At 58.7% G+C, this 12,918-nt stretch carries 11 protein-coding genes and 1 tRNA gene; 8 read left to right on the plus strand and 4 right to left on the minus strand.

Annotated elements, in window-relative coordinates; all coding sequences use genetic code 11:
* The first annotated feature begins 5 nt into the window (after positions 1 to 5).
* Positions 6 to 82 (plus strand) — tRNA-Met (locus GZH79_RS09220).
* On the opposite strand, the gene GZH79_RS09225 is transcribed toward GZH79_RS09220, so the two are convergent.
* Together GZH79_RS09225 and GZH79_RS09230 are read right to left on the minus strand one after the other, a co-directional pair.
* Complete coding sequence (locus GZH79_RS09225; RefSeq protein ID WP_211643504.1) at positions 61 to 1,758, minus strand: recombinase family protein; 1,698 nt, start codon at positions 1,756 to 1,758, stop codon at positions 61 to 63. The two genes, GZH79_RS09220 and GZH79_RS09225, sit on opposite strands and share 22 nt — an antisense overlap.
* Positions 1,755 to 2,165, minus strand: a complete 411-nt coding sequence (locus tag GZH79_RS09230; protein ID WP_211643505.1) for a recombinase family protein — start codon at positions 2,163 to 2,165, stop codon at positions 1,755 to 1,757. The genes GZH79_RS09225 and GZH79_RS09230 overlap by 4 nt, the downstream gene beginning before the upstream one ends.
* 671 nt (positions 2,166 to 2,836) lie before the next feature.
* Between GZH79_RS09230 and GZH79_RS09235 the strand changes: the two genes are divergently transcribed.
* Both GZH79_RS09235 and GZH79_RS09240 read left to right on the plus strand, forming a co-directional pair.
* Positions 2,837 to 3,616, plus strand: a complete 780-nt coding sequence (locus GZH79_RS09235; RefSeq protein WP_211643506.1) for a hypothetical protein — start codon at positions 2,837 to 2,839, stop codon at positions 3,614 to 3,616.
* Positions 3,617 to 4,073: 457 nt separating this feature from the next.
* Positions 4,074 to 4,427, plus strand: a complete 354-nt coding sequence (locus GZH79_RS09240) for an HNH endonuclease (protein ID WP_211643507.1) — start codon at positions 4,074 to 4,076, stop codon at positions 4,425 to 4,427.
* Positions 4,428 to 4,596: 169 nt separating this feature from the next.
* Here the strand turns inward: GZH79_RS09240 and GZH79_RS09245 are convergent, their stop codons facing one another.
* Positions 4,597 to 5,046 carry a hypothetical protein gene (locus GZH79_RS09245; RefSeq protein WP_211643508.1) on the minus strand — a complete coding sequence of 150 codons (450 nt, stop codon included), beginning with the start codon at positions 5,044 to 5,046 and terminating at the stop codon, positions 4,597 to 4,599.
* Complete coding sequence (locus GZH79_RS09250) at positions 5,043 to 5,573, minus strand: hypothetical protein (RefSeq protein ID WP_211643509.1); 531 nt, start codon at positions 5,571 to 5,573, stop codon at positions 5,043 to 5,045. The genes GZH79_RS09245 and GZH79_RS09250 overlap by 4 nt, the downstream gene beginning before the upstream one ends.
* A gap of 877 nt (positions 5,574 to 6,450) precedes the next feature.
* Here GZH79_RS09250 and GZH79_RS09255 point away from each other — a divergent pair.
* From GZH79_RS09255 to GZH79_RS09275, 5 genes are all read left to right on the plus strand, one after another.
* Positions 6,451 to 7,371 carry a hypothetical protein gene (locus GZH79_RS09255; protein WP_211643510.1) on the plus strand — a complete coding sequence of 307 codons (921 nt, stop codon included), beginning with the start codon at positions 6,451 to 6,453 and terminating at the stop codon, positions 7,369 to 7,371.
* A 307-nt stretch (positions 7,372 to 7,678) separates the two neighbouring features.
* Positions 7,679 to 8,848 (plus strand): IS5 family transposase, encoded by a 1,170-nt coding sequence (locus GZH79_RS09260; protein ID WP_211643511.1) that lies wholly within the window; start codon positions 7,679 to 7,681, stop codon positions 8,846 to 8,848.
* Between the two features lie 388 nt (positions 8,849 to 9,236).
* A complete protein-coding gene (locus GZH79_RS09265; RefSeq protein WP_211643512.1) occupies positions 9,237 to 10,340 on the plus strand; it encodes a hypothetical protein in 1,104 nt (367 codons plus the stop codon).
* 2 nt (positions 10,341 to 10,342) lie between these two features.
* Complete coding sequence (locus tag GZH79_RS09270) at positions 10,343 to 11,776, plus strand: surface lipoprotein assembly modifier (RefSeq protein ID WP_211643513.1); 1,434 nt, start codon at positions 10,343 to 10,345, stop codon at positions 11,774 to 11,776.
* A gap of 433 nt (positions 11,777 to 12,209) precedes the next feature.
* On the plus strand, positions 12,210 to 12,918 hold a 709-nt coding region (locus GZH79_RS09275), incomplete at its 3' end, for a plasmid recombination protein (protein ID WP_211643514.1).

The raw sequence follows: 12,918 nt of genomic DNA on the forward strand, positions 1-12,918 counted from the left end.
AATATCGCGGGATGGAGCAGCCCGGTAGCTCGTCAGGCTCATAACCTGAAGGTCGTAGGTTCAAATCCTACTCCCGCAACCAACTTCCGCGAAAATCGCACCAGACACGGCGTCGAGTTCACTCGGCGCCGATTTGCGTAGCATCTCAAACAAGTCGCCTTCGATCGTCAGACGGTGCGCATTTGCGTCCGCATCCCAATCCACAACGACCCGGTCCACCAGCTCGTGCAGCTCGTCGGCGGCACGGCCCGCGATGGCCTCTTCGGAGAGCGTCGCCGCCAGATTGCGGATCATCTCGCGATAAAGCTCAGGCAGGTTGTCGGGCAGCTCGATCTCCGGCGGGGTGATCTTGGCCCGGCTCGCGCCCAAGCGTGCCAGATCCGCGTCGATCTGGTTCAGTTCCTCGACGAGCGATTGCGACCCCAGACCCTGCTTTGCCAGGATGATGAGGTTGCGGCGGCCCGTCTCCAACTCCATCACCTGCGCGTCGTGGATGCGGAGCTGGTCCTCGGCAGCGCCCTGGCTGTCGCGCAGCCGTTGCTGGAACCCTTTCCGGAAGGTCTCGAAGGCCTCGGGCCTCATCAGGTCGTCGCGCACACCCGACAGGACCAGGGGTAGGGCGATGCTGTCGCGCAGTCCACGGAAGCCCGTGCAGACGCTGGGGCCCTTCTCCTTGGCGCTCGCGCAGTAGTAGGTCTTGTATTTGCCCGTCCCCGCCACCGTCATTCGGCTGCCGCAGAGGCCGCAATGCAGCAGGCCCGACAGCAAATACTTCCGCCGCCGGAGCGTCTGGCCCGACGAAAGCCGATTGCGGTCCGTGGTGGGTATTTTGCTCCGGCGCTTCGTCTGCGAGGCTTGGCGGTCCTTCACCGCGTCCCAGAGCGCCTGATCGACGATCCGCAAGCCTGGCACCTCGACAGTCTGCCATTCGCTCTGTGGATTGAGGGTCGAGGTCCGCTTCTCCGTGTGCGGGTCTTTGCTGTAGCTCAATCGGTTCCAGACGCGGCGTCCGACATAGAGTTCGTTGTTCAGGATACCGGTGCCGCGTTCACGGTTGCCGTTGATCGTGTTCTGCTTCCAGTGCCCCGATGATTTACGCTTCGATCCGACGGAGGGCGAGGGGATCCCCTCGTCGTTCAGCCGGCTGGCGATCTTGATCGGTGAAATACCCGCGGCGTAGTCGCGGAAGATACCGCGCACGATCGCCGCCTCGATCGGGTCGATGGCGAGTTCCCCTTTTACGGGGGCGCCGCGTTGGTCGGTGCCGGGGCGGTAACCAAAGATGCGCCCTCCGCCGCTCAGGCCTCGCAGAACGTTTCCCTCGATCCCGCGGTGAACATTGGCAGACAGCTTCTCGAGGAACATACCACTCAGCAGGGAAGACAGGCCGACCGCAAGGGTGTCTGCCTTGCCGCGATCGACGGTGTAGATGTCGACCCTGGCGTGATTGGCGAGCTTGTTGAATCGCGCCAGGTGCTCGGGGTCGCGCGAAACGCGGTCGAGAGACTCGGCCAAGACGATGTCGAAGCTGCGCTCCTTTGCGGCGAGCGCATCCATCAGCCGTAGGAAGCCGGCACGGTCGTGGCTCGCCGTGCCACTGATGGCCTTGTCTGAAAAACGCTCGACGACCACCCAGCCCTCCCGGGCCGCATAGCGTTCGGCCAGTCGAAACTGATCATCCACTGACATCGGGTTCTGTATGTCCGTCGAATACCGCGCGTAGAGTGCGACGCGGCGTGGGGCGGTGTATTGCGTCACAGGCTGTCCTCCCCGGCGGTTCGCTGATTGTCGGTTGGAGCGGATTGGACGATGTCGACGAACTTGAGCACATCATCAATACTGAACGGCTCCTTGACGATGCATAAATCGACGCCGTGCTGCTGGCAGAGCTGCACGAACGCCCGAACCTGGACCGGGTCACGCGAAATGCGGGACAAATCGGCTGTAATGATAGCCTGCGCCTCGCCGCTGGCGACGCGGTCTTGAAGGGCGTCAAGGCGAGATACGCCGCCCATCCCGGAGACACCGTTGTCGACGATGGTATCGAGGACGCGCCAGCCGCGCGTGTTGGCGTAGTCTGTGCAGTCTTGACGCTGCTGGGCGATGGACGCGTCGTCCGTGCACGCGGTGCGCAGATAGAGAAGGGCGGTCGTCTGAAGTGTCATCGGTGTATCATCCTCGAGGTGTGGCGTCCGCGGCGCGGTTGGTGGATTATCTGCAAGGAATGCGGAAAAGTTGTGGCCATGTCCACAATCTCCGGTAGATTGCCAGCATCGCGTCAGGCGTCGCCTCCTTCTTCTCCCGCTCCTGCGAGAGTTTGCGGACAGCGGCTTCTGCGAGAAGGTCTATCAGTCTGTCGAGCGGCATCGGCGGAGTCCTTTCCTGTTCGGGCATTCCAAAACCGACAAGGGGGACGCCTACCCGAGCCTTCGCACAGAGGCGACCGAAAGCGCCCGCAGGGCAACCTGCGGGCGCGACCGCCTCACTGAAAGTGCAGGGCGGCGTTTGCAAACGGCAGCACGATGATGGCAGTTCGATTGATTCGACACGCGCGGCGGCACAGGAGATTGCGCAACCATGCTGGGTTGGAGTTCATTTTTGGTCTATCTTGGGACCGGAAATCCAATACAGTCGCGATACTTCTCACTCCTCGCAGTAAGCACGATTTCATCACGGCATATTTGATAATTGCGTTATTGCCGCTATTTTACTGGCTTCAACAATTAGTGGTTGTAGTGCAACACTCGCTTTCTCTCCTCCCGGGTTTCCGACACAGATATTGTGGATCAATCAAGGATGCAGCTTATTGCGCTCATCGGGACAGGAAAAAGAAAATATGAAATTTATATCAACACTATCACTCCTTCTGATTGCAAGCGCTCCGCTGGCGCAGGCTCAGGAGAAGGTTTTTGGCGAAGTTGGTCTCTCGTATGGACAAACAGATAGCGGCGACGGCTTCGATGTCGATAGCTACACGTTTGGTGGCGCTGGAGCTTTTGTCTCGGCTGCCGGACTGGGTGTGCAATTGGGTGGATCCTTCACGAACGTTCGAGTGGAAGGTGCTGCCGACCTCGATACCTATCAATTAGACGGGCACATTTACGGCGACTTGGGTTCGGGCAAGATCGGCGCTTTCGCAAGTTACCTCGATCTCGGCGATCTCGACATCGAAGGACTCGGAACAACGGACCTCGGCGTGAATGCATCGGCCTACGGCATTGAGGGCCAATTTCGCCAGAACGCTATGACGTTCGAAACATACGCGGGGCTTGCTGACATTGATGAAGCAGACGTAGACGTGGCTATGTATGGTGTCGGCGCGAACTATGACCTGTCGGCGACTTTTGCAATTCTTGCGGCTTATGACGGAGCGGCGCTCGGCATAGATGGCGTCGAAGAGGATCTCCGATTTCACAACTACTCGTTCGGTGCCGAATACTATCCGGCTGAAGCGCCGATCCGCGTTTCGGCAAGTATTGGTCGTTCCATGTTCGAGTTCGCAGGAGAGGATGAGAGTGCAACCAACTTCGGGCTCGGCATGAGCTATCTTTTCGGCGGCCGACCTGACTCCAGCCGTGAAGATTTGTTCGGCTCTGTGGATGCTATTCCATTCTGAACTGACCTGTGACGCGACCGCCAGCGGTGACGCTGGCGGTAAGTGCGACCTTCTACGAAGCACCGTTTAGTATTCATAAACTGTCTGCTCGACTAGGCGCCCCGAAAAATGGTGTCTTCCCCACCGCCATCGGCAAGGCTATCGTAATTGATCGAAGCCATCTTTTCAGCACATCCGAAAGCTTGCTTTATTTCCTGCGTAGATGCCGACCAATGGTTTCAACAATTGTATTGACGCAAAATCTGCCCCTATCTATCTTTGACGGAGCGAAGACGTTTTTTTCGTCTTGATTGAGCCAGCGCTGATCTGATCTGAGGGTATATCCGTCAGGTTTCGTTATCCGGACTGCGGAACCACGAATAATTGGGTCTCGCGCGAGCAAAAGCTACCTGCCGGGGTGCGTCTTTAGAGACGTCGCGCATTCGCTTCTCATGAAGTTGAATGGAGGATCCGTGCTGTGAGGGCATTGAAGATTATTCGTAAAGAAAAGATGATCAAACAGGGTGGGCGCTGCTATTATTGCGACCTGCCGATGTGGGAGAATGGTGCCAAGACAAATTCCGGCACGCAGCGCAAAATGGAATCAGCGCCGCACGTTTTGCGCTGCACCGCCGAGCATCTCCATGCCCGGTCGGAGGGAGGCAAGAATACCGTCAGCAACATCGTTGCCGCCTGCTGGTTCTGCAACAGCCGGCGTCACCGGCGAAAACGACCACTTCCTTCCGAAAAATATCGTCAGCTAGTGCGAGAGCGGATGGCGGTAGGCAGATGGCAGGTAGCGGCAGTTACCTCACGGTCTCCCAAGGAATAATGCCGTTTTTAAAAGGCAGATTTTCTATAAAGAGCGTGGCGCGCCGGCGTCTTCGTAGCAGCGAAGGAGAGGTGAACATTGCCAGCGCGCCGAATGCCGGGGGATCCAGTCCCGGCGTCGGGACCTTTCGGCCCCTCAAGAGACGACGCCCATCCGGGCGCCGTCGGTCTCAGCTGAGGTTTACGATGTCGGCGCTGAGCCTGACCGCCTTGGCGAACTGAACGAGCCGTTCTGTCGCCCTCACAAGCTCCTCTATCGGCGGCAGAGCCACCTTCAGGGCCTCGGCGTCCGGGTTGATCACCCTGTAGACATCGTAGGCTTCCCGGTTGCCGATGAGGCGTTCTCGCGGAATCGGAACCCTCTTCTCCGAGGTCCCGGCGGCGATTGCTTTGCGCACTTCCCCACGCGCGATGTCGATGAGGCACAGGAGGTTGATGCCGATATCCTCTACCCCCTCGAGAAACGCGATGGTCTCGTCCACCACCTCTTGGGCGTCCAAGTCCAGGTGCGGCAGGACCCGCTTCCTCAGATGGTCGGCCATACCGTGCCGCAGGGTGACGACAGCGTGGACGAGTTCAACCTGCTGGTCGAAGAGCGTGGTGGACGATGTGGAGATCATGCGCGCACCGCCTTTCCACCAAGAAGTGCAGGATGTGCCTTGCGCCAGCTGGCCGCGCCCATCCGGCTGCGGCCGCGTCGATCGGCAGCGATGTCGCGTTCCGCGTGAATGCGGCCGCGCGCGGCGTTCATTGCGGCGAACGGGTTGCCGTCGAGACGGCCGAGCACGGGCGCACAGGTGGCTCCGCAGACGACGAACCCGCTATGGTTCAGTGGCACGAGCAGCCGGCGTGCGCCGACGAAGCGTGTCGGCATGTTCAGGCCTGCCGAGAGGTAATCGGCCTTGCGGCGAACATGCACTTCGTAGCCGATGTTCGAGCGGCGGCGCGAGGTGGTGCCGTAGGCCAAGAGCGCATAGCGCTCATCACCGTGAACCTCGATGTCGAGGACGAGGCACGGGCGCGCTTTGGGCCGCCCGGTGTGGCCTTTCTCGGCGAGGGGAAAGCGGAAGGAGACGATGTCGCCGTAAGACAGGTAGTCCTGCCAAGCGGCGGTCATCGTAAGGCTGCTGGTGTTGGTGTCGAGCATTATCGGTGTCCTTGATTTATGGATGTCCGACGCGCCCGATCCCTTCCTATCCTATCGGCCGGGACCTTCTGTCGTGCGCGTCAAAAGGCGCGTGCACGGCAGAAGGGGCTGGCCTGCTCCCTGTCTGATCATCTTGCCTGCGTCATCGGGGAGAGCGCCGAGACGGGCCGCCCTCTCGACCCCGCCGGGAGAGCGAGTGGAGATGGGTTCGGGAAGAGGTGCGGAACGCTCTGCCCGGGAGCGGGGAAGGTTCGGAGGCGAGCGCGGAGCGGCATCCTCCGGGAGCAGGGGGTCTTGGGGGAGTGCGGAACGATGACCCGAGCCTGTCGGGAGACGCCAGTGGGTGCAGGGGGAGTGGCGAACGACGACCCTGCCCTGGGTGTCCAGAGGGGCGGCGCACTCTCTGGTCCGGCTGATGGCCCTGGGCGGGTTCGGGAGGGCGGAGCGCTACCCGAGCGGCGCGTCAGCGTCGCCGGGGTCCGGGGGCGTCAGCCCCCGGCGAACGACAGCTGGAACGCAGGCCCGCAGGGCCGGAGTGCCAGCTGTTTAGTGAGTACTTACCTACGCAGAAAAACTGAACCGATCCTGTTCGCGCCGAAAGTAATCCTTGGCAGCAACACCGACGACGGTTGCGGACCAACGGAGACATCCAGTGACTGATCGCAATGCTACGGTCGCAGCCCGCATTGCCGCCATTCGCTACCGCCGAAAAATCCTGTGATAGACGAACTCACAGTGTGCCTGGGATGGGTGGAAGCGCCCGAAAACCTGAGAATTGCTTTGAAATTTCTGCTGGGAGGGCTATAGATGCGAGAAAAACCCGCTTTCACATTGGCTATGTTTGTCTTTGAGCACGGGTTAGAGGTAAGCAGTTCTTGTGACCAAAGCCCGTTTTGAAATAGCCTTTGAAGGCGATCCATTTGAAGATGGTGAGATCGATGTTCGCGATCTGGCCCCCACTCTTCTCGCATTCGGCAACGTTGTTCAGGCAGCTAATAAGGCGCTCAACGGCGATCGTGCAGACGCTCGCCTAAAGGTCGCGGCAACTGACCAAGGGTCCTTTGTAGCAGCGCTTACGATGGATGTTGGGTGGCTCTCAGACATGCTAGACGCGGTGAGCGCTCATCCTCAACGAGTCGTCGCAGCCGACCAGTTGATGGACCTGTTGATCAAGGGCGGAACCATTGCAGGTGGCGGCGCGATCGGCTTGTTTGCCGCGATCAAAGCACTGAGAGGTAGGCGCCCGGATAAGGTTGAAGCTCGAGGGGACGGAACTACCGAAATAACGATCAACCAGACGACCTTTGTTATCGATGATCGCACTGTCGCACTTTTGCAGGACCTACCCACACGGGAGGCCGTTGAGGACCTCGGCGCAAAGGCAGTTCGCGTAGACGGACTTGATTACCTACGCATCGGCGCAGACAATACAGGAGTCGAAGCCGTTCGCCTTGCCCGCACCGACCTTCCGTCGCTGAAAGTGCCGCCGGAGCCCGATGAGTCGGATACCGAAATCACCCACCGTGACGCCTGGCTTAAGATCGTCTCCGTCCATTTCCGCGATGGGTATAAGTGGCGTTTCTCTGATGGTGGAGAGCGCCCATTTACTGCCGAAATGGAGGATGCCGAATTCCAAAACAAAGTGCAGGAAGGTCTTGTCGCCCTCAATGCAAATGACACAATTCGATGCCGTCTGCGCGAAGAGCAATCACTGTCTGCGTCCAGCCTACTCAAGACTGTTTATGTCGAAGAGGTTCTGGAACATCGCCCCGGTGCGCGTCAGATGAATTTGCTCTAAGGGCACTCGGCGTTCTTGGCGGAAACTGTAATATGACAGCAGTCAGCCCAAAGCGAAGCAGCCGATCGGTTAGTCGGCCCAAACCGGCCTTTCATGGATCGCGCAGCGAATGGCTGCTTCCTCTCGTAATTGCAAAAAATCAGTGACGAAAATTTGCAGCACCCGTCGGGCATAAATCTGCTGTTCTCCAGTCGGAAAGTGATTTTGGACGCCAACTGAGCTTAACAGGCTGCTGAAAAAGGCAGGTCTCGACGCGGTTTCGAGAACATGATTCACTTCCGTAACTTCAGCGGCAGTGAGGGTGACGATGCGTGGGACGGACGAAGCGAGCGGATCGCTGTTCAGCTATGTGGACCTTGGGGAGCGGGTTCCAGCGGGTCATCCACTTCGCAAGATCCGGCAGATCGTGAACGACGCGCTGGCGAGCCTCGATGCCGAGTTCAATGCGCTCTACACCGATTTCGGTCGCCCTTCCATTGCGCCGGAGCGCCTGATCCGGGCGAGCCTTCTTCAGATCCTGTTCTCGATCCGGTCCGAGCGGCAGTTGATGGAGCAGATGGATTACAACCTGCTGTTCCGGTGGTTCGTCGGGCTCGGGATCGTTGATGCCGTGTGGGTCTCCACGGTGTTCAGCAAGAACCGCGACCGGCTGCTAACGACTGATATGTCGCGCAAGGTTATGGCCGCGATCCTGGCGCACCCTTCGGTCAAGCCGCTGCCGTCGGACGAGCACTTCTCGGTCGACGGCACACTGGTCAAGGCGTGGGCGTCCATGAAGAGCTTTCAGGCGAAGGATAGCCCGCCACCCGATCACGACGACGATCCCGGAGGCCTGCCGCCACCAACCCAAGAGCCCCCCGCAGACACCGACCAGCAGACCGAGACCCAGCCGATGCCCGACACGCCCCGCCAGCCCCGCAACGCCGAAGTGAACTTCCGGGGCGAGAAGCGCTTGAACGCGACCCATGCGTCGGTGACGGACCCCGATGCCCGTCTTTACAAGAAGGCGCCGGGCGCCGCGGCGATGCTGTGCTTCATGGGCCATACGCTGATGGAGAACCGCACCGGGTTCGTGGCGCAGGCGGACCTGACCCACGCCGACGGCCATGGCGAGCGCAAGGCAGCGCTCGAGATGATCAATCGCCACTCACCGGGCTCGACCCGGCGCCTGACGCTCGGGGCCGACAAGGGATACGACAGCGCCGACTTCATTGCCGCGCTCAGGCGCGTGGTCGTGACGCCGCACGTCGCACAAAAAGCCAAGCATTCCGCCATTGACGGCCGGACCACCCAACATCCCAGCTACGCCTTGTCCCAGCGGCACCGGAATAAGATCGAGGAACCCTTCGGCTGGGCCAAGACCGTGGGCGGCATGGCCCAGACCGTTCACCGCGGCCTCGACAGGGTCCGCGCGCAGTTCACGATGATTATGGTGGCCTGCAATCTGGCTATGCTGCCGAAACTCCTGGCAGCGTGACGAACAAGGCAACCCAGACCCGGCGTCTGCCGCCGATGCCGTAGAGAACCGCCTTCAAATCGGGGCGGCAAGAACAACGTCCTTCGAGCCCGACTTCTTCAGCAGCCTGTTAAGGTTGCTTGCCGATTGTTAGGCCTGTTTTTGGTGAGCAGCGAGATTTCGAACTCATCCACAGTAGCCGTACGGATTGCGGTTATGTAAAGCAAATCCTGACCCGAAAGTGGTCGCGTATTTCAGAGACGTGGGCGGTCAAAGTTGTTATGCCAGTATTGTTTTTTCGACATCATACACAAGTTTGTTGCGCTCAGCCGTGCGCGCCAGTTGACAAGAGAGAGAAAAGACAGCGATAGAATTTGTAATGATAAAAAACGCTTGTGAGGGCAGAAAAGTGAAAATCAGCATTATTGGCTTGGTGCTAATCGCCAGCCTCACCGGGTGTGGTGACGGAAATCCATTCACTGACAACGCCGACACTGGCAATAGCGGCGACGGCACTTCGGGCGGCGGCACAACGGGCGATGGAACAGATGTCGGCGGGACGGATGGCAATACTGGCATATCGGGCACTGAAGTTCCTCCTGGCACCGTTTCGACAACATCGAGTGAAAAAATTGTACGCTACGAAGCGCGCGGCACAGGGGTTGAAGACGGTAATGGGTTTGCCCGCAGCTTTCGCTACGAAGGTAGCACTGACACATTTATTGTGGACAATCTGGCGTTTGACGCTGCCAATGTTTACCAGCGCGGAACGGATGTCAGCAGTCTGGCGGACGAGCAGTATGCGGTTTACGAATCCACTACTCCGTTCCCTGATACAGTCACCGACGATCCGATCAGCCAATTTGGTTACCGCGCGATTTACGGAGTCAGCAAGAACAAAGGTGCCAATGGCGATCCGGCGACACAATTCGCCATAGTGCGGACTGGCAGCTATGCAGATTACGGCTTTGGCGGCTTTTTGTACCAACGCAACGGGTCTGTATCATTGCCGAATTCTGGGCAGGCGACGTTCTCAGGCAAGACAGCGGGCATCCGCGATTTCGATGGTGCTGAGGGGCTTGAATATACCACTGGTCAATTGACGATCGATATTGATTTCGAAGACTTCAACGACGTGACCGGGACACGCGGGGACGGCGTGAAAGGTCGGTGGACGGAGCGCAAGGTGTTTGACGCGCAAGGCACTGACATCACACGTGACATCATCGATCGGATCAATCCAAATTTGGATGCGATCCCAACAGCTCTATTCACCATCGCGCCAGGCAATCTGCGTGATAGCGGAGATTTGACCGGCGAGATTACGACCCGGTATAGGGATGAAGCGGGCGAGTTGCAGGACTTGGAAAATGGCAACTATTATGCCGTTGTCTCCGGTAATGACCCAAGCGAAATCGCAGGGGTTATCGTTGTGACCAATGACGTCGAATTTGACGATCGGACTGTTCGCGAAACAGCCGGGTTCATCGTGTATAGGGGCGCTGGCAACTAATCATGGCATTCCACCTTCGTAAGCATCTGCTTTACGCGTTGGGATTTGCATTTTTTGCAGCTGTGCAAGCCCCCTCCGCTGAAACGCGGATCAGCCCCGTGGAAATGGAAAAGGCAGCCAAGCTCAGCTTGGCTGCCGGTGCGGATTTGCAGGCTTTGACACTGGCCGACGCCCTACTGACACGCAATGGCCAAGATGTAACCGCCCATATGATCCGGTCGCGCGCGTTACGCAATCTGGGCGAGTTTGGGAAGGCTCAGACGGCGGCACTTTCAGGCTGGCGCTATGCGCGAACAAATGGAGAGAGATACTCGGCGGCCTTGCTGGCCGCCCAAGCGCTGTCTTCTGACGGAAAACGGACGCGTGCGCAGCTTTGGTTGCGTAGGGCACACCAAGTTGCCCCAACACCGGCACATGCATCTCGCGCCGCACAGGATTTCAAATATGTTCAGCGCCGTAATCCGTGGAGTACACATCTGTCTTTTACCGTTGCGCCCAACAGCAACATCAACAACGGATCGGCACGTGAGACCTCAGCGCTGTATTACAAATTTTTCGAACCGTTTAATCCTGAAGGTATAGAAGCTACGCTAAGTGCTGCGTCTAAAGCACTGTCGGGGCTGGAGCTTGGGGCCGAAGTTCAGTCGCGCTACCGGTTCAAACAGACCGAGCGGACTGCGCATGACCTGCGGCTTGGCTTATCGTACCGCTCTTATACCTTGTCGAACCGATCGCGAGACGACCTTGATGCCCAGGACGCAGAACGCATTGCGAATGGAAATGCCCCGCTGGATATCTCGGGCAGTGACTATGCCTACGGCACGGTGCGTCTTGGCTATGGGTATAAGCGCTTGCGCGAGGATCGGCGCGGCGAGTTTGCCCTGACGGCTGATCTGGGACAAACATTTCTGGCGGGAACACGCTATAATAGCTTCGTAAGTGCCAACGTAGGTCAGAGCTTCTACGCCAACCAAACAACCAAGCTGCGCCTTGATTTGGGATTGGATATACGCCAAGCACAACAGGGTTCGGATACACAAAGCGTCAGTATCTCCACCGGTGTAAGCAAACAGCTTGCTAATAACGACGGCCTCTTTCTGGGTGTATCTGCTGGCGCCCAAAGCTCGGAAAGTGCGCAGCTTGAATATAATGAGCTGCAACTGCGCGGCGGTTATGTAATCGGCAAGCCGGTTTTTGGCACCTCGATCCAAATCGGTTTAGAAACAAGCTTTCGTGACTACGACATGTCGCCACACGCAGCATCCGGGCGCAGCGATTTTGAGATTTCGGCAGATATCTCAGCAACTTTCCAACAAATCGACTATTTTGGATTCCACCCAACCGTGCGGCTGAGTGCATCCGCAACCAACAGCAACATCGGTCTTTATGATATTAACCGCGTCGGTTTGAACATAGGCATAGCATCCGCGTTTTAGATCGAGACCCATGAAATTACTTGTGTGCAAATCTGAGGATGCCTGCAGGCGCACGAGAATAAGCCAACCCCTTCGCATAAGAGGCAGATGCCGCGCCTTCGAACGCGGTCTCCACGCCCGGCAGAAAATGGCCGGGACAGGACCCTCTCCGCGCAATGCCTCAGCGGCGGCTCTGGACCGATCGCGACCCCATGCCTAATCCAGCGATCGTGACTTTGCAAAGGTCACGACTACGCAAAGCTGCCGCTCATCCAAGGTGCAGCGAAGGGCAGCTCTCCGCCAGTCTGGTCTCCGTCACACAGTAGAGCTGCTTTCCAAGTTTATGGTGAGCCGTTCCGAGTAGCGACACGAAGGTTGCTGTGATCGACAGCGACGTTTCCCGATCACGGGACATCGTCCGAACTTCTGATCTCTTGTGTTCAGGAGTTCACCGATGGACGGTTCAAACATTCATATAGACTACCCCGTGGTGCTGCGGTTCGAGGGGCTCTACCCGCATCACCTGGCGGGCTACGAAGCCCACCGACTGCGGAAGGGCGGGGACCTCAGCCATGTCGATCGGTCGAAGCTGAACGGCCCGCCGCTGATCGGGCACGAGGACTGGGCGGCGCGTGCCCTCGCCGAGATCCGCGAGATGACCACCGAGAACTTCGCGGCAGAGCTGGAGTCGCTCGAAAAGCGCAATCGCAAGAAGGACATCGAGCGGCGCATCGTCGAGGGGCCGAAGCAGCCTTGGCGGGCGACCCGCCATGGGCCGATGCGCGAAGTGATTCTCACCGTCAACAAGGACTGGTTCGAGGGCGATGCCGCATTTCATGGAGTAAAGCAGAGCTCGCGGGAGGACGAATTTGGCACTCAAGCGGTTGCTTGGCTGAAAAAGAACTTTGGCGAGGATGTCATCCACGCCCGAGCAGACCGGGACGAGGCAGCATACCATATCCACGCGGTGATTATGCCCCGGGCGACGGTCGAGATTGCCAAGCCTAATGCGAAGATGCCGACGGCAACGGCGACCCGCAGGATGCTTCAGCCGTCGATTCATCCGCTCATCAAGGACTACGAGGCCGCGCAGGACAGCGTCGGTCAGTGGTTCGCGGACCAGGGCTTGGTTCGGGGTGAGCGCCGCGCGGCTGCGATCCGGG

Source organism: Loktanella sp. SALINAS62 (genome assembly GCF_018263905.1).
Taxonomy (GTDB): domain Bacteria; phylum Pseudomonadota; class Alphaproteobacteria; order Rhodobacterales; family Rhodobacteraceae; genus Loktanella.

Bases quoted from the DNA above. Each gene is read 5' to 3' on its own strand.
- GZH79_RS09250 (WP_211643509.1), bottom strand. From the start codon at position 5,573: ATGCTCGACACCAACACCAGCAGCCTTACGATGACCGCCGCTTGGCAG.
- GZH79_RS09260 (WP_211643511.1), top strand. From the start codon at position 7,679: ATGCGTGGGACGGACGAAGCGAGCGGATCGCTGTTCAGCTATGTGGAC.
- GZH79_RS09245 (WP_211643508.1), bottom strand. From the start codon at position 5,046: ATGATCTCCACATCGTCCACCACGCTCTTCGACCAGCAGGTTGAACTC.
- GZH79_RS09230 (WP_211643505.1), bottom strand. From the start codon at position 2,165: ATGACACTTCAGACGACCGCCCTTCTCTATCTGCGCACCGCGTGCACG.
- GZH79_RS09235 (WP_211643506.1), top strand. From the start codon at position 2,837: ATGAAATTTATATCAACACTATCACTCCTTCTGATTGCAAGCGCTCCG.
- GZH79_RS09270 (WP_211643513.1), top strand. From the start codon at position 10,343: ATGGCATTCCACCTTCGTAAGCATCTGCTTTACGCGTTGGGATTTGCA.